Source organism: Oceanobacillus polygoni (assembly GCF_008304605.1).
Classification (GTDB): Bacteria; Bacillota; Bacilli; order Bacillales; family Amphibacillaceae; genus Oceanobacillus; species Oceanobacillus polygoni.
In genome coordinates this window covers 1-24487 of record NZ_PIJY01000041.1, presented here as the reverse complement: position 1 = coordinate 24487, position 24487 = coordinate 1, and the positions used below count along the sequence as shown (strand labels likewise).

26 protein-coding genes are annotated in these 24487 nt (G+C 38.9%); 17 read left to right on the top strand and 9 right to left on the bottom strand.

Annotated features, from left to right (window positions below; all coding sequences use genetic code 11):
* Positions 1-316: 316 nt before the first annotated feature.
* Genes F1560_RS18150 through F1560_RS18135 form a run of 4 tightly spaced genes read right to left on the bottom strand, consistent with a single transcriptional unit; the run spans position 317 to position 4103 of the window.
* The gene (locus tag F1560_RS18150) at positions 317-1393 is read right to left on the bottom strand and encodes an ABC transporter substrate-binding protein (RefSeq protein ID WP_149476059.1); all 1077 of its coding nucleotides are present in this window, start codon (positions 1391-1393) and stop codon (positions 317-319) included.
* Positions 1390-2199, bottom strand: a complete 810-nt coding sequence (locus F1560_RS18145) for an ABC transporter permease (RefSeq protein WP_149476058.1) — start codon at positions 2197-2199, stop codon at positions 1390-1392. Before F1560_RS18145 ends, F1560_RS18150 begins: the two co-directional genes overlap by 4 nt.
* Before the next feature lies 1 nt (position 2200).
* Complete coding sequence (locus F1560_RS18140) at positions 2201-3004, bottom strand: ABC transporter permease (protein WP_149476057.1); 804 nt, start codon at positions 3002-3004, stop codon at positions 2201-2203.
* Positions 2994-4103, bottom strand: a complete 1110-nt coding sequence (locus F1560_RS18135) for an ABC transporter ATP-binding protein (RefSeq protein ID WP_149476056.1) — start codon at positions 4101-4103, stop codon at positions 2994-2996. The genes F1560_RS18140 and F1560_RS18135 overlap by 11 nt, the downstream gene beginning before the upstream one ends.
* A 441-nt stretch (positions 4104-4544) precedes the next feature.
* On the opposite strand from F1560_RS18135, the gene F1560_RS18130 reads away from it, so the two are divergent.
* The 4 genes from F1560_RS18130 (at position 4545) to F1560_RS18115 (ending at position 7233) form a co-directional block, all read left to right on the top strand.
* Complete coding sequence (locus tag F1560_RS18130) at positions 4545-5159, top strand: TetR/AcrR family transcriptional regulator (protein WP_149476055.1); 615 nt, start codon at positions 4545-4547, stop codon at positions 5157-5159.
* Positions 5160-5213: 54 nt separating this feature from the next.
* Positions 5214-5624 (top strand): Spx/MgsR family RNA polymerase-binding regulatory protein, encoded by a 411-nt coding sequence (locus F1560_RS18125; protein WP_149476054.1) that lies wholly within the window; start codon positions 5214-5216, stop codon positions 5622-5624.
* A gap of 31 nt (positions 5625-5655) precedes the next feature.
* Positions 5656-5943: a hypothetical protein gene (locus F1560_RS18120; RefSeq protein ID WP_149476053.1), complete on the top strand. Its 288-nt coding sequence runs from the start codon at positions 5656-5658 to the stop codon at positions 5941-5943.
* Positions 5944-6195: 252 nt separating this feature from the next.
* Entirely contained in the window at positions 6196-7233 is a 1038-nt protein-coding gene (locus F1560_RS18115) for a coiled-coil domain-containing protein (RefSeq protein WP_149476052.1), read from the top strand.
* 422 nt (positions 7234-7655) lie between these two features.
* On the opposite strand, the gene F1560_RS18110 is transcribed toward F1560_RS18115, so the two are convergent.
* A complete protein-coding gene (locus tag F1560_RS18110) occupies positions 7656-8723 on the bottom strand; it encodes a YkvI family membrane protein (protein ID WP_149476051.1) in 1068 nt (355 codons plus the stop codon).
* A gap of 267 nt (positions 8724-8990) precedes the next feature.
* On the opposite strand from F1560_RS18110, the gene alr reads away from it, so the two are divergent.
* Positions 8991-10133 (top strand): alanine racemase, encoded by a 1143-nt coding sequence (gene alr / locus F1560_RS18105; RefSeq protein WP_149476050.1) that lies wholly within the window; start codon positions 8991-8993, stop codon positions 10131-10133.
* 55 nt (positions 10134-10188) lie between these two features.
* On the opposite strand, the gene F1560_RS18100 is transcribed toward alr, so the two are convergent.
* Positions 10189-10380, bottom strand: a complete 192-nt coding sequence (locus tag F1560_RS18100; protein WP_149476049.1) for an H-type small acid-soluble spore protein — start codon at positions 10378-10380, stop codon at positions 10189-10191.
* Between the two features lie 198 nt (positions 10381-10578).
* Between F1560_RS18100 and F1560_RS18095 the strand changes: the two genes are divergently transcribed.
* The 9 genes from F1560_RS18095 (at position 10579) to F1560_RS18055 (ending at position 17358) form a co-directional block, all read left to right on the top strand.
* Positions 10579-10914 carry an MGMT family protein gene (locus tag F1560_RS18095; protein ID WP_149476048.1) on the top strand — a complete coding sequence of 112 codons (336 nt, stop codon included), beginning with the start codon at positions 10579-10581 and terminating at the stop codon, positions 10912-10914.
* Positions 10915-11090: 176 nt separating this feature from the next.
* Positions 11091-11477, top strand: coding sequence for an OsmC family protein (locus F1560_RS18090; protein ID WP_149476047.1), 387 nt, complete (start codon positions 11091-11093; stop codon positions 11475-11477).
* 43 nt (positions 11478-11520) lie between these two features.
* A complete protein-coding gene (gene ytvI / locus F1560_RS18085; RefSeq protein WP_245347761.1) occupies positions 11521-12603 on the top strand; it encodes a sporulation integral membrane protein YtvI in 1083 nt (360 codons plus the stop codon).
* Between the two features lie 331 nt (positions 12604-12934).
* On the top strand, positions 12935-13501 hold the full coding sequence (locus F1560_RS18080; RefSeq protein ID WP_149476046.1) for an NADPH-dependent FMN reductase: 567 nt from the start codon (positions 12935-12937) through the stop codon (positions 13499-13501).
* Between the two features lie 214 nt (positions 13502-13715).
* Positions 13716-14276, top strand: coding sequence for an NADPH-dependent FMN reductase (locus F1560_RS18075; protein WP_149476045.1), 561 nt, complete (start codon positions 13716-13718; stop codon positions 14274-14276).
* A gap of 193 nt (positions 14277-14469) precedes the next feature.
* Positions 14470-15096 carry an NADPH-dependent FMN reductase gene (locus F1560_RS18070; RefSeq protein ID WP_149476044.1) on the top strand — a complete coding sequence of 209 codons (627 nt, stop codon included), beginning with the start codon at positions 14470-14472 and terminating at the stop codon, positions 15094-15096.
* A gap of 272 nt (positions 15097-15368) precedes the next feature.
* The gene (locus F1560_RS18065) at positions 15369-16253 is read left to right on the top strand and encodes a LysR family transcriptional regulator (RefSeq protein WP_187773769.1); all 885 of its coding nucleotides are present in this window, start codon (positions 15369-15371) and stop codon (positions 16251-16253) included.
* Positions 16254-16448: 195 nt separating this feature from the next.
* The gene (locus F1560_RS18060; RefSeq protein ID WP_149476042.1) at positions 16449-16964 is read left to right on the top strand and encodes an acyl-CoA thioesterase; all 516 of its coding nucleotides are present in this window, start codon (positions 16449-16451) and stop codon (positions 16962-16964) included.
* Between the two features lie 25 nt (positions 16965-16989).
* A complete protein-coding gene (locus tag F1560_RS18055; RefSeq protein WP_149476041.1) occupies positions 16990-17358 on the top strand; it encodes a hypothetical protein in 369 nt (122 codons plus the stop codon).
* Between the two features lie 89 nt (positions 17359-17447).
* Here the strand turns inward: F1560_RS18055 and F1560_RS18050 are convergent, their stop codons facing one another.
* From F1560_RS18050 to F1560_RS18040, 3 genes are all read right to left on the bottom strand, one after another.
* Complete coding sequence (locus F1560_RS18050; RefSeq protein ID WP_149476040.1) at positions 17448-18497, bottom strand: 2,3-butanediol dehydrogenase; 1050 nt, start codon at positions 18495-18497, stop codon at positions 17448-17450.
* A gap of 195 nt (positions 18498-18692) precedes the next feature.
* Positions 18693-18974 (bottom strand): hypothetical protein, encoded by a 282-nt coding sequence (locus F1560_RS18045; protein ID WP_149476039.1) that lies wholly within the window; start codon positions 18972-18974, stop codon positions 18693-18695.
* Between the two features lie 96 nt (positions 18975-19070).
* On the bottom strand, positions 19071-19724 hold the full coding sequence (locus F1560_RS18040) for a lysoplasmalogenase (RefSeq protein ID WP_149476038.1): 654 nt from the start codon (positions 19722-19724) through the stop codon (positions 19071-19073).
* A 265-nt stretch (positions 19725-19989) separates the two neighbouring features.
* Here F1560_RS18040 and F1560_RS18035 point away from each other — a divergent pair, with 265 nt between their 5' ends.
* From F1560_RS18035 to F1560_RS18025, 3 genes are all read left to right on the top strand, one after another.
* Positions 19990-21483 carry a peptide MFS transporter gene (locus F1560_RS18035; protein WP_149476037.1) on the top strand — a complete coding sequence of 498 codons (1494 nt, stop codon included), beginning with the start codon at positions 19990-19992 and terminating at the stop codon, positions 21481-21483.
* A gap of 137 nt (positions 21484-21620) precedes the next feature.
* Positions 21621-23897: an ATP-dependent DNA helicase gene (locus F1560_RS18030; protein WP_149476036.1), complete on the top strand. Its 2277-nt coding sequence runs from the start codon at positions 21621-21623 to the stop codon at positions 23895-23897.
* A gap of 68 nt (positions 23898-23965) precedes the next feature.
* Positions 23966-24388 (top strand): pyridoxamine 5'-phosphate oxidase family protein, encoded by a 423-nt coding sequence (locus tag F1560_RS18025; RefSeq protein ID WP_149476035.1) that lies wholly within the window; start codon positions 23966-23968, stop codon positions 24386-24388.
* The last annotated feature ends 99 nt before the right edge of the window (positions 24389-24487 follow it).

The window sequence follows — 24487 nt, the reverse complement described above, 5'->3', positions numbered from 1 at the left end:
GCACCACTAAAGCACCAAAATCAAAATTAAGGCACCATCCCGCACCACTAAAGCACCAAACGCCAAATTAAGACACCATCCCAGGCCACTAAAGCACCAAACGCCAAATTAAGACACCATCCCGCACCACTAAAGCACCAAACGCCAAATTAAGACACCATCCCGGGCCGCTAAAGCACCAAACGTCAAATTAAGACACCATCCCAGGCCGCTAAAGCACCAAACCGCCAAACGAAGACACCATCCCGTCCCTAAACAGCTCCACTCCCCAACTAAAAAACGCCAGGGACTAATCCCTGGCGTCATCTCAACGGAGCTATTTTCGATACATCTTAAACTGCAAGAACAATTCATTATAATAAGCTAAATTCTGCTGACCAAGGTTTTCATAAACCTCCAGAAGCTCTGTTAACTCAGGTTCTGGATAGAATCGTTCATCTTCTACCATATCCTCAGGCATAAACTCCAACGCTGCTTTATTCGGAGTTGAGTAGCTGACGTATTCTGTGTTTTGCGCAGCTACTTCCGGGTCCATCATAAAGTTAATAAACTGATGCGCTGCTTCGACGTTTCGTGCTGTTTTTGGAATAACGAAGTTGTCAAACCAGAGGTTCGATCCTTCCTCAGGAACGACGTAATCAATATCTTCGTTTTCCCACATAATATCTGCTGCATCTCCAGACCAGCCAACCGCAATGGCTGCCTCCTCGTTTTGCATGAGGAGCTTATTTTCATCGCCGACAATTGCTTTTACATTTGGTGTCAGCTCTTTTAGTTTATCTAAAGCCTCTTGTAAACGCGCTGGATTCGTATCATTTAATGAATAGCCTAGAGTGTTTAACCCCATGCCCATGATTTCCCGAGCACCGTCAATCAGTAGAATTTGATTTTCAAATGCCGGATTCCATAAATCATCCCAGCCTGTGATTTCCGTTCCTTCTGGTAACAATGTAGGATTAAAAACAATTCCAACCGTGCCCCAGAAGTAAGGGAGAGAATAACGATTTCCAGGATCGAATGCCATGTCCAAGAATCGTTCATCTAAATTCTGCATATTTGGCAACAATGAATGGTCAAGCTCAAGCAGCAGATCTTCCTCGACCATTTTTTCAACCATATATTCCGAAGGGACAGCAACATCATAAGATGTTCCGCCTTGCTGAATTTTTGTCATCATTGCTTCATTGGAATCAAATGTTTCATAGATAATCGTAATTCCTGTTTCTTCTTGAAAACGGCTGATCAATTCTTCATCAATATAATCGCCCCAGTTATAGACAGTCAACGTATCACTGCCAGAAAATCCTTGTGATGCGTTTAACCGATTGATTGCGACAATAAGAATGACAGAAACAATTACAATAGCAAGGAATGCTCTGAAAAGATTTTTCATCTTCTAAAGTCAACTCCTTTCGCACCACTGCCACTGCGTTGTGTTAAGTAGTAATAGACAACCACAAGCACGATGGTTACGACAAATAAAATTGTCGAAAGTGCATTGATGTTCAATGAAATACCTCTTCGTGCTAACGAGTAAATCTCAACCGAAAGTGTTGAGAAACCATTTCCTGTTACGAAAAAGGTAACCGCAAAGTCATCCAACGAATACGTTAATGCCATAAAGAATCCGGCAAAGATACCTGGTGCAATGTACGGCAGAATAACTTTCGTCAACACATTCCATTGACTTGCCCCAAGATCACGAGCGGCATCAATTAAGGTCGGACTCATTTCCATTAGCTTTGGCAAAACGAGTAGCACAACAATTGGAATGCTGAATGCAATATGAGACAGTAATACAGAATAAAATCCTAGCTGAATTCCCGCCATGGTAAATAAAATAAGGAAGGAAGCTCCAATAATAACATCAGGGCTGACTACTAAAATATTATTCAATGCAAGCAATGTGTTTTTCGTTTGTCGCCTTTTATATGCCTGAATTCCAATTGCTCCTAAAACCCCAATCACAGTGGAAATCAATGCAGATAATAAAGCAATGACTAGTGTATTTAAAACAATAATAAGCAGCCTCGTATCATGAAGTAGCTCCTTGTACCAGTCCAATGTGAACCCTTCAAAGCCGCTCATCGTTCCACCACTATTAAACGAATAAAAAATCAAATAGAAAATCGGTGCATATAGGATGAAAAAGATAAGAATCAAAAAGATGTTCGCTGCAAAGGATGACTTTCTCTCCACATTACGCACCTCGCTTTCTAAATCCTGTTAAGCCCATGAAGAGGAACATAATGAGGATTAAAAATACGGCAATGGTTGATCCCATTCCCCAATCCTGTGTCACGAGGAAATGTTGTTCGATTGCTGTACCTAACGTGATGACGCGGTTTCCTGCAATTAATCGTGTTAGCATAAATAGGGATAAAGCCGGGATGAAAACGACTTGAATGCCTGACTTAACCCCATCGATCGTTAATGGGAAGACGACCCTACGAAACGTTGTCCACCCGGAAGCTCCTAAATCCTTCGCTGCATAAAGCAAACTTGGATTTAAGTTATCCAAAGCATTGAAAATTGGCAGAATCATAAATGGAATAAAAATGTACACTGAAACAAATACAAAACTGAAATCGGTAAACAATAGCTGTCGTGAGCCAATACCAATCCACTCCAGGAAGTTATTTGCCACGCCATAGGCTCCGAAAATTCCAATGAATGCATAGGCTTTTAACAATAGGTTAATCCAGGATGGGACAATGATTAACAGTAACCAAAGGTGCTTATGCTTTGTTCGTGTTAATAAATATGCTGTCGGATAAGCAACCAATAAGGATATAGCCGTTATAAGAAACGCATACCAAAAGGAGCTTAACGTCATTTGTAAATAGACAGGTGTAAAGAAATTTTTATAATTAACTAGCGAAAAATTCCCCTCAATATCAAAGAACGAATAATAGAGAACGAGCAGTATTGGTGCAATAACAAACAGGATGATCCATAATGCATACGGGATCATATATAGATTTTTCGAGACTTTATTTTCCATCTGCTTCCCCCTCCGAATAGGAATCTAAACGGCGGTCAAAGTCTTCTTCTGTCTCATTGAAGCGCATGACGTGAATAGCCTCCGGATCAAAGCGCAGCCCAATTTTATCACCTACTGCTGCTTTTTTTGTAGACTGAACAAGCCACTCATTGCCCTCTTTATCAAGACCAGTGATTTCATAATGAACGCCACGGAACAGCTGTGAGTTAACCTCTACCTGAAGCATGCCGTTTTCAAAGGATGTAATCTCTAAATCCTCCGGCCGAATCACGACTTCAACCGGTTCATTCGGGTTCATCCCTTGGTCCACACAGGAAAATTGCTCGCCACCGAAAGCAACAAGGAAGTCATCAATCATCGTTGCTTTTGCGATATTAGACTCTCCAATAAAGTCCGCAACGAATCGGTTAATCGGCTCATCATAAATATCGATTGGCGTACCGCTTTGTTGAATTCTCCCTTTATTAATAACAAAAATCTCATCGGACATGGCAAGTGCTTCTTCCTGGTCATGTGTTACAAAAATAAACGTAATCCCAAGCCGGCGCTGTAATTCACGCAATTCGTATTGCATTTGATAACGTAGCTTTAAATCAAGCGCAGACAATGGCTCATCAAGCAGAATGACTTCTGGTTCATTCACGATTGCGCGAGCAATGGCTACACGCTGGCGTTGACCACCGGACATCTCTTTAATTTCTCGGTCTTCGTAACCAGATAGATTCACGAAGCTCAAAGCTTCCTTTACCTTAGCTGCAACTTGCGATTTCTTCATCTTTTTAATCCGTAATCCAAAAGCGACATTTTCAAAGACATTTAAATGAGGGAACAGTGCATAATCCTGAAACACGGTATTCACTTGACGTTTATTCGCAGGAATATGGTTGATTTTTTTCCCATTAAAGTAAATATCCCCTGATGTCGCTTCTGTGAATCCGGCGATTAAGCGAAGGATTGTTGTTTTTCCACAACCAGAAGGTCCGAGCAGGGTGTAAAATTTTCCTCTTTCTATTTCGAAGCTAACGTGATCCAAAACAGGGGCATCGTGATCGTATTGCTTCGTAACATTGTTAAATTGAATAATAGCGGTATTCGTCATAGCAATCTCCTTTATATAAGAATGACATAAAGCTCAGGAACCTAGACAATGCAGTTGTAACTTGCATATATTTCGCTATCCCCTGAGATTCGTGGAATTTGAATATTCGTGAATCAAAATAGATTATTGTGTAAATGAACAGGGTATAGGAGTAGTAAGGGTTCATCCGTCTTATAATCACTCCAGCTTTTGTTCACTTTTTCTCAGATTCGAAATAATTATACATGAAAAGTAGAAAAAAGAAATTACTTTTTTTCAGTGAATAAAACGCCTTTATCACGAGGAAGTTAAGTGATAAAATACATCGTCATAAAATGGACAAATTTATAAATAAAAGTGACACGATGTCATGAAAATTATTGACACATGACATCGTGTCATTTATTATAAAAATAGAACAACATGACATGATGTCACAAGCGTGAAGTATGGAGGAAGGAAATGCCTAAACTTACATTTTTTAATCTACCGGAGATAAAGCGGAACAAATTAATCAAAGCAGCAGAAGCGGAATTTTCAAGAGTTCCATTGTCTCAAGCCTCCATTTCAAACATTGTAAAAGCGGCAGAAATTCCGCGGGGAAGTTTTTATCAGTACTTCGAGAATAAAGAGGATGCCTACTATTTTTTATTGGAAGAGCAATGGAATAAAAGGCAGGATAAATTTATTGCTTCGTTGAATAAGTATAATGGGGATATTTTTGAAGCATTCAAAGAGCTATTCCAACTCATGCTTGAGGAAAAGAAGACAGAGGATGGCTACAATTTCTTAAAGAATGCTCTACTGAATGTGACACATGAAATTGAGGATGTATTCACAAGGATTTTTGATGAGAAACAAATCGACTCAAACAAGCTGAAGGAAATAACACCGCTCATCAATAAAGACTGTCTGAATATATCTGGTGAAGAAGAGTTCTATCATATTATCCAAATCATTACATCGGTTACATTTCGCAATTTGGTGGAGAAGTATACGCGAAATATGTCCAAGGAAGAGGCCCTAGAGAACTTCGTTATTGAAATGAATTTGCTGAAAAAAGGTCTTTACAAGTAATTCGCCGCACTACATGAGTGCGTAGATTGAATAATAGAAAATGGGGTATGATAAATGACAGTAACAATTTATGGAGCTGCATGTTCGTCGACAAGGAAAGCGAAGCAATGGTTTTCGAGACAAGGGATTAATTACAAGGAAAGAAATGTGATTAAAGAGCCGCTAACGGTCAATGAGCTACAAAGTATTTTACGGATGACAGTTGAAGGTACAGATGAGATTATTTCAACGCGATCCAAAGTTTACAAGGATTTAAATCTAGATATTGAGTCCTTGCCATTACAAGAGCTATTAGAACTTATTCAGGAACACCCTCGATTATTAAGAAGTCCAATTATGGTGGATGATAAACGATTACAGGTTGGCTACCATGAGGATGATATTCGTCAGTTTCTTCCAAGGAAAACCCGTGAATATCAGTGGTTACAATGGAGGATGGATCATCTTCAGTTAGCAAAAGGGTAACATTTCCATTTGAAGGGCAGGGGTGGCTGGTGTGAACTTGATTGCGAAGCAGACATACAGCAAAGTTATACGTGAAGTAAGTAGTATTGAACAAAGAGACACGGAACAAGAGCGCACGATGTATTTGTATGATGATAAGGTTGTCACACAATACAGAGAATTTAAGATCCATGACGTGCTAGATATTTCCTATCGATTTATAGGCGATGACGGAGGGTTGCTCTATTTGCACACGAACAATGGAGTATATCCTTATATCGTCAGATCCTCTCCAAAAGCGTTTGTTGAAGCGTTCAAGGAATTTCAGAAAACATTATAATACATACCACCGAATGAACATCACCTCTTTTTAAGTAAGTTAACCGCATGATTTTTTACAAATCATTAAATACCTACCTTTACAAATTTAATAAATGAACGAGAAAAGCAGCTGTTTCAACTATGAATGGCTGTTTTTAGTTTATGTGTGTGCCCTTATCTCTTCCTGTTGTCACGGCGCTTTCCCTCTACTAGTTCCTAACATGACATTTTTGCATAGAATAATACAGGAAAGAGTAAGGGGTGTAAATGGATGGGACTATTCATTAATGATAGAAACCATAAGAATATGTATAAAAATCGTGATGAACTCCAAGGGCAAAACCAAGCGCTTTTCGTACAAAATCATGTTTCTGAAATGGTAAAGGAGCAGCAACGTATCAACAACTCGCTTAGCTCTACACTTCTTGGAATAAGAGCACTGTATGAACAGCAGCATTATGAGAGTGAGAGTAAATGGACGCAGATAGAAGCGCAATTAAAGGAGTTAAGGCAATTTAATACGCATCATGAAGTGATGGAGAACCAGGTTACGAGCTATTTGCAGCAGCTGGAAAAGGATAATGTGAAGATTCGGGAGCTAATTGAAGCTGACCAATTAGCGGACCAAGAAGTTCGGGAGCAGCTAAGCGGGGTGAATTCCTCTTATCAAGGGATTGCAAATCAGCTCGCGCAAGTTGCCAAGGCGAATGAACAGCTTGCATTGAAAATCGATAATCAAACGGATTTTCATGAGCAATTGTCAGAACAGCTATCTGTTCAAGTGGAGTCGAATAAGGAAGTAGAGAAGCGATTGGGAAGTCAGGAAGCATTGACAGAGAAAGTTGCCAAGGCAAATGAACAACTGGTATTGAAAATTAATAATCAAACAGATTTTCAAGAACAATTATCAGAGCAACTATCTGTTCAAGGAGAGTCGAATGAGAAAATCGAAAAGCGCTTGGAAAATCAGGAAGTATGGATGGAGCAAGTTGCCAAGGCAAATGAACAGCTTGTATTAAAAATCGATAATCAAACAGATTTTCAAGAGCAATTATCAGAGCAGCTATCTGTCCAAGAAGAGTCGAATGAGAAGATCGAAAAGCGCTTGGAAAATCAGGAAGCATTGACGGAGAAAGTTGTCAGGCAGATGGATCATTTCAGGAGTCTTTTATTCGAACGAACGAATTATTTATCAGAGAAAATCGAAGAAGCATATAGCTATATCCTAAAGCTTCTAACAGATTGTGAACAAATTCAATCAAATTTTTTGATGTACGAAAACCAGAAGCGCAAAGAGAAGAGCAAGTAAAAGGGAGGGCGGTATATGTGGAGCATGTACCGTTCTGTTTTTAAAGTTGACTTCTTACCATTTAGTAACTAGTTGAGAGGGTTTTGTCATTAATTGTAACAATGGTTCATACAATCCACGAAAAAAAGTAATCCACCCTGCACCGACATGCAGGAAATAGATTACTTTTTTTGTATATCTAATTATTATTTTTACATGGGCCATCGCCAGTCTTGCACTTACGGTATAGATAAACCCATTATGAAGTACCGATGTTCATTTGTTGGTATTCCTTTTACGTAGACTTTAAAAGTATATGATATGCCATGTTCCATTGAATATGTGCAAATCGTTTTAAGGAAAAAGTGAATATTTCCCAAAAAGAAATCAAACTAAATTATTCAAGCTATTATTATTGTCACGTGCTGTTTCCACTTTTTCTACTAACTACCTTCTGTTTCCTTTTTCAACTTACGAATTCGAACAGAAGCAACGATCAACGCCCCTGTAAGGAATAAGCCTAAATAACCGATCAGCGGATAGAAGTAACCTACAAGATCTGTAAAGCCAACAAAGCTTAAGAAATAGGCAATTACTAAGGCAACGACAAGGAAGATTTTAAACTTCCGTGTTCCTATTTCAACGAATCGTGCTCCGAATGAAAAGAACATGCTCGCTGCTGTATTAAAAATCATACCAAATAGAACAATTGCCATGAAAAAGCCTAAAGCTGGGGAAATATGATTTGCAAGCTGTAACATAGGCATATCGTATCCTTGTACAAGATCGATTTTTGAGAAAATCGCAAGGTGACTTAAAATAATAAGAATTCCAATTCCTAATCCACCAACAAGTCCACCGAGTGCTGCTGTTTTTTCGTTGCGCTCCGCTCCGCCCATTACAAACGCCATCGACGCTCCAACTGCAATATTAAAGGAAACGTAATTAATCGCGGAAATGAACCAGTTTGGTAATGTCGTCTGCTGTTCTAGTGCAATCGTATTTAGATTAGCAAACGTGTTATCCATTGTTAGCACGCTATAAACGGAAAGGATAATGACGATTAGAATGAGAAAAGGTGTGATACTGCCAATAATGGCTACAAAGCGATCTACCTTTGCCATCCCTGCGATAAGCACGAGAATAACCATTAGGCTCGTCCCTACAAGATATGGGAAATCAAATTGCTGATTTAGATTCGACCCAGCACCTGCAATCATTACGACCCCCACACCAAAAAGCGTGAATATAATGATGTAGTCAATGACAATCCCCAGATAACGTCCGCTAATTTTATAAATCGCATCTCGGTGAGAAATCGTCTGCATTCGACTACCAATTCGCATTAAAACCATACCGAGATAGGCGAATAACGCAGTTGCGATGACGGCTCCAATAATACCGAAGAGTCCGAAGCTCGTGAAGTATTGTAAAATCTCCTGCCCAGACGCAAAGCCAGCTCCAACAATGACACCTACGAAGGCACTACCAAGCTGCATAATTTTTTTCATACTATTCTCTCCCATCCAGTATCTATCTGTCTATGTTCGTCTTGTATCCCTTTTCAAAATAGAAGAAGCAGCTAGACTCCAGGTCAGTATAGTTGATACTGAAATCCGTATTTGGTAATTTTTAAAGCAATCTTCTTTCTATAAGTTTCAGGGAGAAATATAATTAGTATAGCATAAATTGTGTGAATTCACGTTTTTCAGTGGTAAAATGATTCTATTGTCACATGATGTGATTTTTCAGACGAACAAGAGAAAGAAGGTATCTTCATGATGTATGGAAGCTATCGTGATACATGGACAGAAGTATCTTTGGATGCGATTGAAGCGAATGTACAATCCTTCCGAAGACACATTGGAGCTAGCGGGTTTATGGCAGTTGTTAAGGCTGACGGATATGGTCATGGAGCGGTTCAAGTTGCAACTGCTGCGGTGGATGCTGGCGCGGATTATTTAGGGGTTGCGCTTTTAGATGAGGCGCTTCAGTTACGTGAAGCGGGAATTGATACTCCAATTCTTGTGCTTGGCTATACTGCTCCCCATGGGATAGAAGAGGCGGTAAAGCACGACATTACCCTTACTGTTTTCTCGGATGAATCAGTAGCAGAAATGGAACAAGCTGCTAGTGTTTGGAATAAACAAGCGAAGGTACATTTGAAAATAGATAGTGGCATGAATCGCATTGGGATTCGTGACCAAAACGAGGCGCTTCAAATTTGTGAGTCCTTTGTTGCCTCTAAAAAAGTTGAACTAGAAGGGATTTTTACGCACTTTGCTGATGCCGACAATCCAGATTCAGCTTATACGTATCAGCAATTTAAAAATTTTATGGCATTGCTTGATTACTTAAATGAACATCAAATCCAAATTCCGTTAAAGCATTGCTGTAATAGTGCTGCGACTATTATCTACCCCGAGATGCACTTGGACATGGTGCGTGTTGGTATTAGCTTGTATGGGCTCTATCCGAGTGAACATATGCGAGATAAACTTCACTTAAAACAGGCGATGAGCTTAAAAACAAAACCCGCTATGATTAAAGAGGTAAAATCCGGTCATCCGATTAGCTATGGTTGTACCTACACACCAGAAGTTACATCGGTTATTGCTACTTTGCCAGTTGGTTATGCGGATGGGCTCTCTAGACAGCTTTCAAATATGGGGCACATGACAGTTAAAGGTGTGCGCGTACCGATTGTCGGAAGAGTTTGTATGGACCAGACGATGATTGATGTCACTGCTGCCCAGCAGATGAGCAAAGCAGATGTCGTTACCATTTTCGGTGACCCCGATGACGGTTATATTTCGCTTGGCGAGGTAGCAAATCACATGCAAACCATTCATTACGAAACGGTTTGTCTGATTGGGAAGCGCGTACCAAGAGTTTATGTGACAAATGCGACTAAATTGTAGAGAAGGATGCTAAAGAGTAAGCATCCTTCATTTACTTTTTATAATCCTGAAGAGGTTATTTACCTAACCGCACCTCATCAAGACCTGCCAATTCTACGGATTGTTCATGATTCATACTATCGAGCGGGAAAACAGTGGCTGTCTCTTGATTAGCATCCAATGATTGAATATACACAGGAATGCCATGGTAATTCACATTAACCATTTCCATTGACTCCAAAATTTCCAATGCACGTTGTCTATTCATGACTTCCTCCTTTGCTTGGCATGGTTATTTTCTGTTGGTTTGTAAGGGCTTATACGAGGCAATTTTTAGCCCTGCTGAAAGAAAAGGCGGTTATAGACATTCGAAAATAATGTTGTTACTATTTAGAAAAAGGTGCTACAGAGAATGTTCCATGACAAACAAAGGTTCAGTAAACAATAGACGTAGGAAAGGTGTACCATGAAACCATTTACTGCAAATGTAATTGCAATTATCAAGCAAATACCAGAAGGAAGAGTTATGACCTATGGACAGATCGCTCGAGCAGCAGGAAGTCCACGAGCTGCACGACAGGTTGTACGAATTTTACATTCGATGAGCAAAAAGCATCGCCTTCCCTGGCATCGGGTCATCAATGCGAAAGGACAAGTCGCCATTAAAGATGAAGTGACCGCGATGGAGCAGAAATGGCAGCTTGAAGCAGAAGGCGTTGAGGTCAGTCAAAAAGGAGAAATTGATTTAGTTCGCTACCAATTCCATGTCCTTTCCGAACCAGACAATAATATAACTCTTTAAAAGCCAAAATCGAGAACAAATACATATTCATTTTTAAGAAATATCGTTATACTATAGATAGGAATAATTTTAAAGTTAAGCAGCACTGTTACTTAACACATGGTGCGATTATTGTCATGAATAGAGAGATGCGATACTAATCGCAGTACAATAAATTTAGGAAAAGGATGATCGAGATGGAGTTTAGAATGCATGAGAATGGCTTCGAATCTGAATTTGATTTTGGTAAATTAACGATATCCGGTAAGGATGAGTTTGGTTTTAGACCATACGCATTGCTGGTGTCCTCTATAGCAGGTTGCAGTGGCGGGGTCTTGAAGCAAGTGCTGACTAAAATGCGCATTGCTTTTGATGATATAACAATTACTGCTGATGTAAAACGCAACCCAGATATAGCAAATCGTGTAGAAGAAATTAACTTGCACTTTACCATTTTCGGTAAAGATCTTTCTGAAAAAAAGGTGGAAAAAGCGTTAGAGCTAAGTTCAAAAAACTGTTCGATGGTTCAATCCGTAAAAGGGAGTATTAATGTTATCGAGACCTTTGAAATCAAGCCATCATGAATCGCTCTATCGCGATCTATAGGGAAAAGGAGGCAGTCTTTTATTGATAACGAAATCCCTTATTAAAAAAATCTTAAAGCTGATCGCACTGATTGCGATCGTCATTTTCATTTACATATATTTCTCAGCGTTTTTGCCTGTATTATTAGCGTTGTTGACAGCGCTCATGTTTGAGCCTTTTGTTAGATGGCTTAAACAAAAATTGAAAGTAAGGAAAAGGGTTCTCCCAGTCACGATTACGTTTACCCTTTTTATTGCAATCTCTAGCTTGCTTATCTATATAACGTTTACCCGTGTAATGGAAACAATCTATAATTTTACATTACAGATTCCTACTTATGCATTTCAGGTACAGCGATTTATAAATGATGTCATTATTCGTTTTAATGAGCTCATTGAAGATATCCCAATTGCTCATGTCGTTATTCGAGAATTGGAAAACCAATCCAATAGCGTCGTTGAAACAGCATTGGATTTCACATCCTATTTGTTAGCGATACTTGGCACTTGGATTCAATTGGTACCAAATCTTATCTTTGTTTCACTTATTTATTTGATGACACTATTCTTATTTAGTTTGGATTTACCTCGATTGAAACGACTATTTTATAATCTATTTAAACCAGATACATCTGAGAAACTGCGCTTCGTCAATCAGCGATTAGGAAAGGTTTTCCTCGGTTATTGGAAAGCTCAATTTATCCTAAGTATCGGTGTTTTTGTCATTACGTATGTTAGCCTTTTATTCATTTCGCCTGGTGCAGCATTGATTATGGCTGTGATTATATGGTTAGTTGACATCATTCCATTGTATGTCGGACCAGCGCTTGTGCTTATCCCGTGGGGGCTTTTAGCCATGATACTCGGGGATGTTGGCACAGGCATTCAACTCATTTTGCTTGCGCTTGTTATTACCATTTTAAGGCGTATCATTGAGCCAAAAGTTCTAGGTGATTCCATTGGACTTGCAGCACTGCCAACTGTGCTCTCCATGTATTTTGGTTTTGTGTTTTTCGGTGTAATGGGACTGATCTTAGGGCCATTCGTTTATATTGCGATTCTTTCTGCTAAAGAATCGGGCTTGTTTGATTTAGGTTTAAGCCAGAAGGATGAAGAAGAAAATTGATGAAGAAGGCTGTTACTATTTAAGTGGCAGTCTTTTTTATGTATCCTATAGGTAGCACAGATGTAAATGAACGCCACTATAATAAGAGTGAAGGATATTTTTTTAAGGGACATGAAAAAGGATGACTGGAAAATGCCCTCCTGATCATCTCCTAAGCATCAAATTGTATTTCGAAAAAACTACTCGGTATAATAGGATGTAAATAGTAAGAACAATGATTTGTTTTACTATTCATAACATATACATTGCTGGAACAGTTGATTGCTTCGTGATGAAGCGTCAGCCTGACCTTAAGTGACATAGATGACTTGCTTCGGGAAGGAGGATGAAGATGAAGATTATTGGAATTTCTGGGTCGATCGTCGGTTCAAAGACACGAATTGCTGTTGAAAATGTGTTAAATCGAATAAACGAACAGCATGAGGATATCGAGGTTGAGCTCATTGACTTAAAGAAATACGAGCTTGTATTTAGCGATGGCAGGAATTATCGTGATTACACAGGCGATACCAAAATAGTATTAGAAAAAATAATGGAAGCGGATGGCTATATTATTGGAACGCCAACGTTTCAAGCTTCGATTCCAGGCACGCTAAAAAACCTATTTGATTTGCTTCCAATGGATGCATTTCGAGATAAAATGGTTGGTCTGGTATCGACAGCTGGATCTGCAAAGCACTATTTAGTGGCTGAACAGCAATTGAAGCCAATATTGACTTATATGCAAGCAATGGTCATTCCGAAATATGTATTTATTGAAGAGAAGTATTATCATAACCAAGCAATTATAGATGATGAAATTATTTTTAGACTGAACCGATTGGCAGAGGACGTTGTCCATTTCATTCGGGCAGCAAAGCATAAGAGAGAATCCGAAGAATCTGCATACCCATTCTAATAAATAAAACAGGTTCCTGCTCTAGCCAGCAGCACCTGTTGTTTTTCTTTTAGAAATAAGGAGAGCATATAATTAGACGGTTACTTTTTATAACTATATAATAAAAAAGAATTAAATATGTTGCAATAAGTTAAAAACGATGGTATAGTATAAGTAATTAAAGTATGTTGAATTAAACTTAAATAAGAGATATAAACATTTAGGAGGAAATAGAATGTTAAAAATAGGTATTATTCAAGGTAGTGTACGTCAAGGTCGTAATGGGGATGCAGTTGCAAAATGGATGCATGATTTTGCAACAAAACGTAATGACGATGTAGCATACGAAATTGTGGACTTAGCTGATTATAAATTGCCATTTCTTGGTGAAGAACTTCCAGCAGAAAGACAGACAGACGCAGAAGCTGCAATCAAAGCTTGGTCTGAAAAAATTGCTTCATTTGATGGTTACATTTTCGTAACTCCTGAGTACAACCATGCAATTGGTGGTGCATTGAAAAACGCATTAGACTTCTTAAACCCAGAAGTAAACAACAAAGCAGCTGGTTTCGTTGGATACGGTAGCTTAGGTGGTACACGTGCACATGAAAACCTTCGTCTCATTCTTGGGGAGCTACAAGTTGCAGATGTACGTACTGCAGTAACATTCTCACTAATGACTGACTTTGAAAACATGAGCGTATTCAAGCCTGCTGACTTCCATGCAGATAATGCAAACGGAATGCTTGACCAAGTAATCGCTTGGAGCGGGGCTCTAAAAACAGTTCGCAATTAATAACTGGCAAACTTTAAGAAGTAAAAAGAATACTTTATAGATAAAAAAAGGTATCGAGAATCATCGGATTAATAATGGGCAGCTACCCCCTGAATAACTATGTTTACATAGTGCTAGGCATGGGTTTCTGCCCCTTCTTTATAAGGGGTTAATATAAATTTAGAGAATGAATAGGAAAGGTTGTGAACAGACAATGGGATTTTTTGATAAATTATTCGGTAGATCAAAGCAAGCAGCAGCACCACAAGTACCAAAAGAGAAATTGAAAATCGCTATTGTGCAAGGTAGTGTACGTCAAGGGCGTAATGGGGAAGCAGTTGCAAATTGGATGTACGACTTTGCAACAAAACGAAATGACGACGATGTCACATATGAAATTGTCGACTTAGGAGCATATAAATTGCCATTCCTTGGTGAAGAACTTCCAGCAGAAAGACAAGCAGAAGCAGAAGCTGCGGTTAAAGCTTGGTCTGAGAAAATCGCTGCATTTGATGGTTATATTTTTGTAGCACCTGAATACAACCATGCAATTGGTGGTGCATTGAAAAATGCATTAGATTACTTGAACCCAGAAGTAAACAATAAAGTAGCAGGTTTCGTTGGATACGGCAGCTTAGGTGGGGCACGTGCTCACGAAAACCTTCGTCTCATCCTTGGTGAACTTCAAGTGGCAGACGTTCGTACAGCGGTAACGTTTTCATTAATGAGTGATTTTGAAAACATGAGCGAATTCAAACCTGCAGATTACCATGCGGCAAATGCAGATGCAATGCTTGATCAAGTAATCGCTTGGAGTAAGGCATTTAAGAAAATTAGATAATTGGAAGGAGGGCTGTCATTTATGGCAGCCTTTTTTGTAACCTAGTTGCCAAAAACCTTCATCCTCGAAGTGTTTAAGCCTTACCTTATGCCACCTCCCACCCCACAGTAATGTTCAACAAGTCGAACCACTCCAATGTAAGCCACACAGTCCACCTACCGCTAACAGATTAAGCAATAATTTATTTCCTGTTACAATTTGAAATGCTGTTCGTTTGTGATGTGTGGTATGGCATAGTAGAATAAGAAAACAGGAGAGGGGTGGGGAGAGAATTGGAAATGAAACATTTACAATATTTTATTGAGGTAGCACGTGCTGGTAGCTTTACACGTGCCGCAGATCAATTATATATGACACAGCCTGCAATTAGTAGGATCATAAAATCACTAGAAGATGAGCTGGAAGCATCGCTTTTCATTCGATCGCGAAAAAAACTATCTCTAACAGATGCAGGAAAAATTCTGTATGAACACGCTCAAGTGATGGAAAAGCAGTTTCAGGCGTTACAAACTGAGTTGGAAAGCCTTTCCGTGCTGAAAAAGGGCCATATTCGTATCGGCTTGCCCTCAATTATCGATTCTGTTTTCTTCTCGAAATTAATCGCATCTTTTCATAATGAATATCCAGATATTACGTTTCAGTTAATAGAGGATGGATCAAAGCGAATTGAAGAAAAGGTGATGAATGATCACCTGGATTTTGGAGTTGTCTTTCTTCCTACTCGTTACAACATCTTTGATTGCTACTCGTTGGGAGAGGAAGATTTAAAGCTCATCGTGCCCGCCAACCATGAGCTTGTAAATCGGCAAGAGGTAACAATTGCTGAATTAAAAGATGAAGATTTTATTATGTTTAATAAAGACTTTGCACTGCACGATCGTATTTATTCCGCCTGCAGAAAGTCTGGTTTTGAACCGAGAATTATTTCGGAGACCTCGCAGATGGACTTTATAGAGGAAATGGTAGCTTCCGATCTTGGAATAACCTTATTACCAGAAAGTACGATTAAAGGGTTAACGCGTGATGTAAAGGAAGTAAAAGTGTCCCATCCAACCATTAAATGGCACTTAGCAATGATTTGGAAAAAAGATCAAGTATTAACACCTGTAAAACTGGAATTTATCCGATTTGCTAAAGTGAATCTGAACGTTACATAAGGCTTTCTTTTAAGGGAGGTCTTTTTTATATGTGGTTTAAAAGCGTTTACAAACGTTTTTGTTATGGATAGCATAGGTTATTGGCATTGTACTTCAATTATCTGGGTGTTATACAATAGAACCTGTACATAACATTGTATCTACAACAGATAAATCGTTTGCTGTAGCAATAAAAAGTAGTAAGGTGATTAGTTGATGAAAGCAAGAAAAATGGGAGAAACACGTATTATTCAAAATGACCAGGTTCTAATTAATGATTTAAATAATTATCATACATTATTCGGTGGAGTGCTTATGAAAAAGCTTGATGCCTGTGCCACTCTATCAGCTTGTAGCCATGCAAGAGTTAAGGAATGTGTTACGGCTTCAACAGATTCAGTAAATTTTATAGAACCAATACGCCAAAGTGACAAAGTTTGCATTGAGTCATTCGTAACATATACAGGAAAAAGCTCGATGGAGATATTTTGTAAAGTAATTGCTGAAGATATGCTAACCGGAGAACGAAGAATTGCTACTACAGCCTTCTTGACATTTGTTGCGTTGGACGAGAATAAAAAACCAATTGAAGTTCCTGCAATTGTCGCGGAAACAGAAGAAGAAAAATTCCTCTACAGCACAGGAGAGGAACGTGCAAAAATTAGAAAGTTAAAAAGACAGCAAAATAAAGATATTGTTGCTCATTTATCGATCAGTAAGCCTTGGAATTAAGAGATAACAGGAAGGAGCAGATGAGATGGTAATTACAACGAATTTAAACGAATTGGTTTCGGCAAAAGAAGCAATTGACGAATTGGGACATACGAAGCCAGAATTATTTCAACGGTTCATAAATGTGATTCAGCTTACGCGTCAATTACAGTTTAATTATCAATATTTGGGTTGTTTAATTATGGATGAAAACCCAGATAAATGTACACCAACCATTCGAAATACCTATGTTTTTAGCGTGTTTGAACAGGAAATAGATAAACTTAAAGCAGATACTAAAATCATCGAATTACAGGATTTCCTTGCTTCCTATAAGCAAATTGGCTATGCAAATTTATGTAAGCTGGTGATCGGTGAAAACCCTAGATTTTTAGTAGGGCCACAAGTGGTGTAAAAGGTTGTAAAAACCCCTCAGCAACGGATCTGAGGGGTTTTTGTGGTTCTATTAGAACTGTTTTCATATCGCTAATAAATCAGACAGGTTTATTTCTCTCCGCTTAGCTCTACTAGTATTTTTGCTTGTGATTTATCGCTTGATAATGTTTCAAATCCTTTTTCAACAATATCATCCAACTGTATTTGACCAGTAATAATGCCTTGAGGCTTCAATTGACCTGTCCCCATCAAATCGACTGTTTGTTGGAAAGAAGTCGGTGTATAGGCAATTGATGACGTGATTTTTACACCTGTGTTCGTAAGGTGAATTGGATTCCACTCAATTGGTCTAGCGAAAATAGATACAATTACCATTGTTCCACGTGCCCGTGTAGCGTCAATTGCTTGTTTGAAGGTTGGAGCAACTCCTGCAACCTCAAAGGATACATCGACACCATCTGGAACTAATTCTCGGATTGCTTTAACAGCATCTTGTTCACCAGAATTAATGATATGGGTTGCGCCAAGTTCCATTGCTTTTTCAAGTCTTGTTTCAGATAAGTCTAGAACAATAATCTTGCTTGCACCTGCTGCTTTCGCTGCAATAGCCGTTAAAAGTCCAATTGGACCTGCTCCGAATATAGCAACTGTATCTCCGAATTGCAGTCCACCTTCTTTTACAGCTTGTACAGCAACAGCGGTAGGTTCTACCAATGCACCGTCTTGTAAAGTTAATGTGTCTGGCAGAAGATAAACGTTGGACTCTGGAACATTCGCGTATTTCGTAAATCCGCCATCACCATGCAAGCCAATGAAGCTAAATCCATCGTATGCATCCATATCTTCCGGTTTATTTCCATATGTTATCGTTGGGTTAATTGCTACTCTATCGCCCACTTTAAATTTCGTTACGTTTTTTCCTACTTCTTCGATTACTCCAGCGAATTCATGTCCCATTGTTAATGGAGCAATTTCACCTGTTAAAGGGTCCTTTTCGTTTACTGGTACAAATACGGGACCTTCTTCATATTCATGTAAATCACTACCACAAATACCAGCCCAAGCTACTCGAACCTTTACTTGAGCATCTTCTAAAGGCTTTACTTCCACCTCTTCAATTCGGATATCCTTTTCCCCATGCCAAACTGCTGCTTTCACTTCTATTACCTCCTGATGATAAACGTTTTCTGTAAATCAAAATACCTAGTATTCGCGTCTGAAATCAAACACTAGTTGAAGAAGTTAAACTTTTAATATACATCAATTATACCACTACGAAATCATGCAAACTAATAAAGTGCTTGAAGCATAGGGATTTTACAAGTTAATCCTGTAAACCAGATATAGGTTATGTTAGCTATTATTTATTTTATCCTTTAAAGCCTCGACGTACTCTTTTCCTTCTAGTAGAGATAACCCTAAAGCTTCCCTCGCTTCTTTAATAGCTTTAATATCTTTTCCTTCTTGGATCAATTCATATAATCTATCGTCTACAGAATGTTCAAGAATTTCTCCCCCTTTAGTAACCTGTTCTAATGTATGTTTCATCTGCTTAACATTTTGTTCGAGCTTATTCACTTTAAATGTCAAATAAATGAAGATGATTAATACAACGCTAACGAAAGTGTATTCCAATTTTATCGCTCCTCTTCTGATTAGCTAATTTTCTCTTTTACCCATTGGTTTCTTCTATCTGATCAAACTACTGGCTTGTAGGGAGATATTCTTTATTCACCAAACAACCCGATTCCCACCCGCGACGATGCTACTTAGGCTATGTGCAATTAAAAATTGCCCGCCATAATAGGGAAGCATCACAAGTACACTGGTGGAAGGGAGTGGCGCAACGAACATATTCCATGCAAGAATAGCGTCAGAAATGACGAACAGCACACTACCAGCAATTGCCCACCCATTACCTGTCATTATAGCGGAGAAGGCCATTAGTGAAATAATGAGGATATAAGCAATTATGGGGAAGACTAATCCTGTGCTTCCTTCTTCACTTAAAGCCTCAACCAATCGCGTACCGATAAAGAATGCAAACCCGGCAATTGGAACAATCATAGCCAAGCGGATTTTCGAAAATGTCCACTGTGTAAAAAAACCTGCTATATAAAATAAATGGCCAATGAGAAATGTTGTTAAGCCAATAAGAAACCAGTGGATCGTGGCATCACCAATGATACAAAAAATAAGTCCTACGATAATAAGCAGATGTGTTCGGGATTTTTTCTGTGGCAATAGTTGCAGGGCGTAAATCAAGATTAATATCATAGGAACAATTTTGAAAAACAAACTAAAAAGAATTGGTTCTGATGGTGCAATGAATATATAAACGAGCCCCATTGTAAGTATCAGTAACGGTAATTGGTATAGAATCATCCTGCCAACTCCTTCGATGTGTCTTACTAAGAAATTCGATGAATAAGGGAGAAATCCTTTTTATTCTACAAATTTACATAAATTACACTACAATTGGAAAAATAATTAGGTAGCGTTTCCAATGGTGAAATGACAATTGGTAATTCGTTTACATTTCTATCAAAAAAGCAAAATTCACCTTTACAGTATGTCGAATTTGCCTTAAAATTATCGGGTATGTTTTTAGCAGAATTCATTTTTCAACTTAGAGGAGGATTAACATACGATGGATTCAAGAGATAAGGATGCCATACTAAAAACCGTTCCGCAAAAAGGTTTCTTTGGACATCCGAAAGGTTTATCGACATTATTTTTCACGGAGTTCTGGGAACGTTTTTCCTATTATGGAATGCGTGCCATACTCTTATTTTATATGTACTATGAAGTTACAGACGGCGGATTAGGAATAGACCAAACTACTGCCAACTCGATAATGGCGATTTACGGGTCGCTCGTATATATGTCCGGTATTATAGGTGGGTGGATTGCTGACCGGGTTCTTGGGATGAACCGTACCGTATTTTACGGTGGAGTTCTAATAATGCTTGGTCATATTATCCTTGCTTTACCTGGTGGCTTTACAGCATTACTTGTGTCCATGCTGTTTATCGTTATCGGTACAGGTTTACTAAAGCCGAATGTTGGTGGAATGGTTGGTGAGCTTTACAGCAAAACAGATCCACGACGCGATTCAGGTTTCAGTATCTATTACATGGGTATTAACATGGGTGGTTTCATTGCACCGTTTATTGTCGGAACAATTGGACAAACATATAGCTTCCATCTTGGCTTTGCAATTGCCGCTATTGGGATGTTTGCTGGCTTGGTTGTTTACCTATTATCACGGAAAAAATACTTTGGTCTTGCAGGACTTCAAGTTCCAAACCCGCTTAGCGGTGAGGAGAAAAGAAAGACAACGAAAATTGTTAGTCTCGCTGTTATTGTACTAGCTGTAATCGGATGGGCTGGTGTAACAGGTGGCTGGCTAACGATTGAGCGGGTTATTTTCTCGATTAGTATTCTTGGAGTTATAATCCCTACCGTGTACTTTATAATGATGTATCGTAGTCCGAAAACAACAGCGGATGAACGCTCTCGTTTACTAGCATATATTCCGTTATTTGTTGCAGCCATGATGTTTTGGGCAATTCAAGAACAGGGATCGAATATTTTAGCGACTTATGCAAACGAACGGACGCAATTGTCGTTTGCAGGCATTGAAATACAATCCTCCTGGTTCCAATCATTAAACCCATTATTCATTGTGATGCTTGCACCAGTGTTTGCTTGGCTTTGGGTGAAGCTTGGAGACCGTCAGCCAAGTACACCGCAAAAGTTCTCCTTTGGATTAATTTTTGCCGGGCTTTCATTTATTGTCATGATTTTCCCTGCGATATTTAACGGAACGGAAAGCTTAGTTAGCCCGCTTTGGCTCGTTCTTAGCTTCTTCCTAGTCGTGCTAGGTGAACTATGCTTATCACCAGTTGGTCTATCAGCATCAACGAAATTGGCGCCAGCGGCATTTGCTGCCCAAATGATGAGTTTATGGAATCTATCCAACGCTTCGGCACAGGCGATTAACGCACAGGTCGTTCGTTTTTATTCCGTGGATACGGAAGTCATCTACTTTGGTGTAATCGGAGGAATTGCGATTTTACTTGGTATCGTATTACTTTTATTAGCACCGAAGCTGAAACGGTTTATGCGAGGAATTAACTAATTTTACACGAGAAGCTGAATCAAAGCGCTAAAAAGCGTGTTTGATTCAGCTTCTTTTTATGTACAAAGTTAATTCCGGTTTCCACATAAATCGAATAACTGCTAAAATTGGTTTAATGAATCTTAAAAGGTGATTACATGACGGATATAGTCAAAATTTCAGTAAGAACGCTTGTCGAGTACGTGTTGCGCAGTGGCAGCATTGAATCTGGGTTTCGAACGGCTACGACGCTGACTGACGGAACAAAAGCACATCAAAAAATCCAAAAAACATATAAAGAAACAGATCAAAAAGAAGTATATGTTAAAACGGAAATTCCATATGAAGACTTAACTTTTGTTGTGGATGGACGATGTGATGGTTTGCTTTTTGATGAGAATGAACAAGTTACAGTTGATGAAATTAAGTCAACACGAAATCCAATTGAGTGGATTTCAGAAGATACATACCCAGTACATTGGGCACAGGCAATCTTTTATGCTTTTATCTATGCGAAAGATCACGATTTATCAGAGATCATGATCCAGTTGACATATGTTCAAGTAAACACGGAGCAGCAGGTTAAATTTAAGCGGGAAATGAACTTTCAGGAGCTGGAAGCGTATGTAAACAACATTGTCGGTCAGTATGCAGCATATGCCAAGACGAAGCTTCAGCATGTAGAACGACGCGATGTTCATGCAAGGGAGCTTCTGTTTCCGTTTGAAAATTATCGAAATGGACAGCGTAAGCTCGCGGCTTCTGTCTATAAAACAATTTTCGATAAGAAAGATATATTTGCTTCCGCTTCAACAGGTATTGGCAAAACGGTTTCCACGATATTTCCTGCGGTGAAGGCGATTGGTGAGGGGCATTTGCAACGGATGTTTTATCTTACTGCAAAAACAATTACGAGAACTGCTGCAGAGGAAGCATTTCGTTTACTGGAGGAAAAGGGGTCGGAATTAAAAGTTGTGACCATTACAGCGAAGGATAAAGTTTGTTTTCAAGAGGAAGTAAGGTGCTCAAAGGAACACTGTATATTTGCAGAGGGTTTTTACGATCGAATTAATGCAGCTGTTTTAGACATATACGCGAATGAAACATTGATGAGTCGCCAAGTAATTGAAACCTATGCAAGAAAACATCGTGTTTGTCCTTTTGAATTTTCATTAGAGCTTGCATATATAGCGGATGCTGTTATTTGCGATTATAATTATATCTTTGATCCTAGAGTGTCATTGAAGCGTCTTTTTGAGGAGCAGAAGAAAGAGACTGTCTTATTGGTTGATGAAGCACATAATTTAGTTGATCGAGCGAGAGAAATGTATTCTGCTGACTTGTATAAATCAGCATTTCTGCAACTCAGTCGTACATTTAAAAACAGTAATGAAAGCTTAGCAAAATCGGCCAAAGCAATTAATAATCATCTGCTAACATTAAAGAAGCAAGAGGATTTAATTAGCAAAGAGCTAGATGAAGATCTTGTTTCGCTTATAGAAACCTTTACCAACCATGCAGAGGCTGAATTAGTGCAACATCCTGAAGCAGATCCACTTTTGCTGGATACTTATTTTTTATCACAATCCTTTGTTAAAATAGCCAAGCTTTATGATGGGCGATTTGTAACCTATATGGAGATCCTGAAAAACGAGGTTCGATTGAAGCTGTTCTGCCTCGATCCATCTAATCTCATTAACAAGATGGGGAAAGGCTACCGTTCAAAGGTTTTCTTTTCAGCCACGTTAACACCTGCCGATTATTATAAAAACCTCTTGGGTGGAACCGAAAAAGATTATGTAACTGCAATTCCATCTCCATTTGATCGTGAAAAAGCTGAGGTGATTATTCTGCCAAAGTCGACAAGGTATCGTGATCGCGAGCGTACGATGACACCAATTGTTCACTTTGTGGAGAATCTTATTGCGAAACAGTCTGGAAATTTCCTTGTTTTCTTTCCATCCTATCATTACATGGAAGCTGTACATGATGCATTCCAACAGCATGCACCACATGTAAAGACGATTGTCCAAACGGTAGGCATGTCTGAAACGGACAGGGAGGAATTTTTAGCAGCTTTTATGCCAGGTATGAAAGGAAGGCTTATTGGCTTTGCGGTATTAGGTGGCATTTTCTCTGAGGGCGTAGATTTAAAGGGAGAACGGCTTCAAGGTGTCATTATTGTCGGTGTTGGCCTGCCTCAAATTGGATTGGAAAGAGATATTATCAAGGATTATTTCAGCTCTATTGGCCGAAACGGTTATGATTATGCCTATGTTTTTCCTGGAATGAATAAGGTGCTTCAAGCGGGAGGAAGATTAATTCGATCTGAGTCAGACCAAGGAACGATTGCTTTAATTGATGATCGGTTTCTACAAAGAAAGTATCAAGCACTCCTTCCATTTGAGTGGCAACATTTCAGAATCGAACGGTAAGGCAGGATGTTTAATATTGACGAGAAAAGGAACACTACTTATAGCAATCGATAAAGGAGTGTATACTTGTGAGTCAATCAGAGATTAAAACAAATGTGAAGCGAATCCTTAAGGAAAGTCATACAGGCACGATGGCGACGGTGAAGAACGATAAACCACATTCTAGGTATATGACATTTTTCCATGAAGGTTTGAAGCTTTATACACCAACGCATAAAGATGCCGATAAAACAGAAGAAATTGAGAAAAATCCATATACCCATGTATTAATTGGATATGAAGGTGATGGATTTGGTGACGAGTATATCGAATATCAGGGGGAGGTATCGTTAAACGATACGGAGGACCTGAAAAAGAAATTTTGGAATGATGATATGAAACTGTATTTCGATGGACCGGATGATCCAAACTATGTAATTTTAGAAATCGATCCGATTGGAATTCGGTTAATGAATAAAAAGGGAGAACCCCCTAAGGAGTTAGATATATAAAAAAGGCTGACAGCATTAGGTGCTTACCCCTATAAGTTAGAGTTTTTATTATGCAGCTGATTGGGTGGATTGAGTTCGGTAATCGACTGGACTTAATCC

Bases quoted from the DNA above. Each gene is read 5' to 3' on its own strand.
- F1560_RS18150 (WP_149476059.1), bottom strand. From the start codon at position 1,393: ATGAAAAATCTTTTCAGAGCATTCCTTGCTATTGTAATTGTTTCTGTC.
- F1560_RS18140 (WP_149476057.1), bottom strand. From the start codon at position 3,004: ATGGAAAATAAAGTCTCGAAAAATCTATATATGATCCCGTATGCATTA.
- F1560_RS18135 (WP_149476056.1), bottom strand. From the start codon at position 4,103: ATGACGAATACCGCTATTATTCAATTTAACAATGTTACGAAGCAATAC.
- F1560_RS18130 (WP_149476055.1), top strand. From the start codon at position 4,545: ATGCCTAAACTTACATTTTTTAATCTACCGGAGATAAAGCGGAACAAA.
- F1560_RS18125 (WP_149476054.1), top strand. From the start codon at position 5,214: ATGACAGTAACAATTTATGGAGCTGCATGTTCGTCGACAAGGAAAGCG.
- F1560_RS18115 (WP_149476052.1), top strand. From the start codon at position 6,196: ATGGGACTATTCATTAATGATAGAAACCATAAGAATATGTATAAAAAT.
- F1560_RS18110 (WP_149476051.1), bottom strand. From the start codon at position 8,723: ATGAAAAAAATTATGCAGCTTGGTAGTGCCTTCGTAGGTGTCATTGTT.
- alr (WP_149476050.1), top strand. From the start codon at position 8,991: ATGATGTATGGAAGCTATCGTGATACATGGACAGAAGTATCTTTGGAT.
- F1560_RS18100 (WP_149476049.1), bottom strand. From the start codon at position 10,380: ATGAATAGACAACGTGCATTGGAAATTTTGGAGTCAATGGAAATGGTT.
- F1560_RS18095 (WP_149476048.1), top strand. From the start codon at position 10,579: ATGAAACCATTTACTGCAAATGTAATTGCAATTATCAAGCAAATACCA.
- F1560_RS18090 (WP_149476047.1), top strand. From the start codon at position 11,091: ATGGAGTTTAGAATGCATGAGAATGGCTTCGAATCTGAATTTGATTTT.
- F1560_RS18080 (WP_149476046.1), top strand. From the start codon at position 12,935: ATGAAGATTATTGGAATTTCTGGGTCGATCGTCGGTTCAAAGACACGA.
- F1560_RS18075 (WP_149476045.1), top strand. From the start codon at position 13,716: ATGTTAAAAATAGGTATTATTCAAGGTAGTGTACGTCAAGGTCGTAAT.
- F1560_RS18070 (WP_149476044.1), top strand. From the start codon at position 14,470: ATGGGATTTTTTGATAAATTATTCGGTAGATCAAAGCAAGCAGCAGCA.
- F1560_RS18060 (WP_149476042.1), top strand. From the start codon at position 16,449: ATGAAAGCAAGAAAAATGGGAGAAACACGTATTATTCAAAATGACCAG.
- F1560_RS18055 (WP_149476041.1), top strand. From the start codon at position 16,990: ATGGTAATTACAACGAATTTAAACGAATTGGTTTCGGCAAAAGAAGCA.
- F1560_RS18040 (WP_149476038.1), bottom strand. From the start codon at position 19,724: ATGATTCTATACCAATTACCGTTACTGATACTTACAATGGGGCTCGTT.
- F1560_RS18035 (WP_149476037.1), top strand. From the start codon at position 19,990: ATGGATTCAAGAGATAAGGATGCCATACTAAAAACCGTTCCGCAAAAA.
- F1560_RS18030 (WP_149476036.1), top strand. From the start codon at position 21,621: ATGACGGATATAGTCAAAATTTCAGTAAGAACGCTTGTCGAGTACGTG.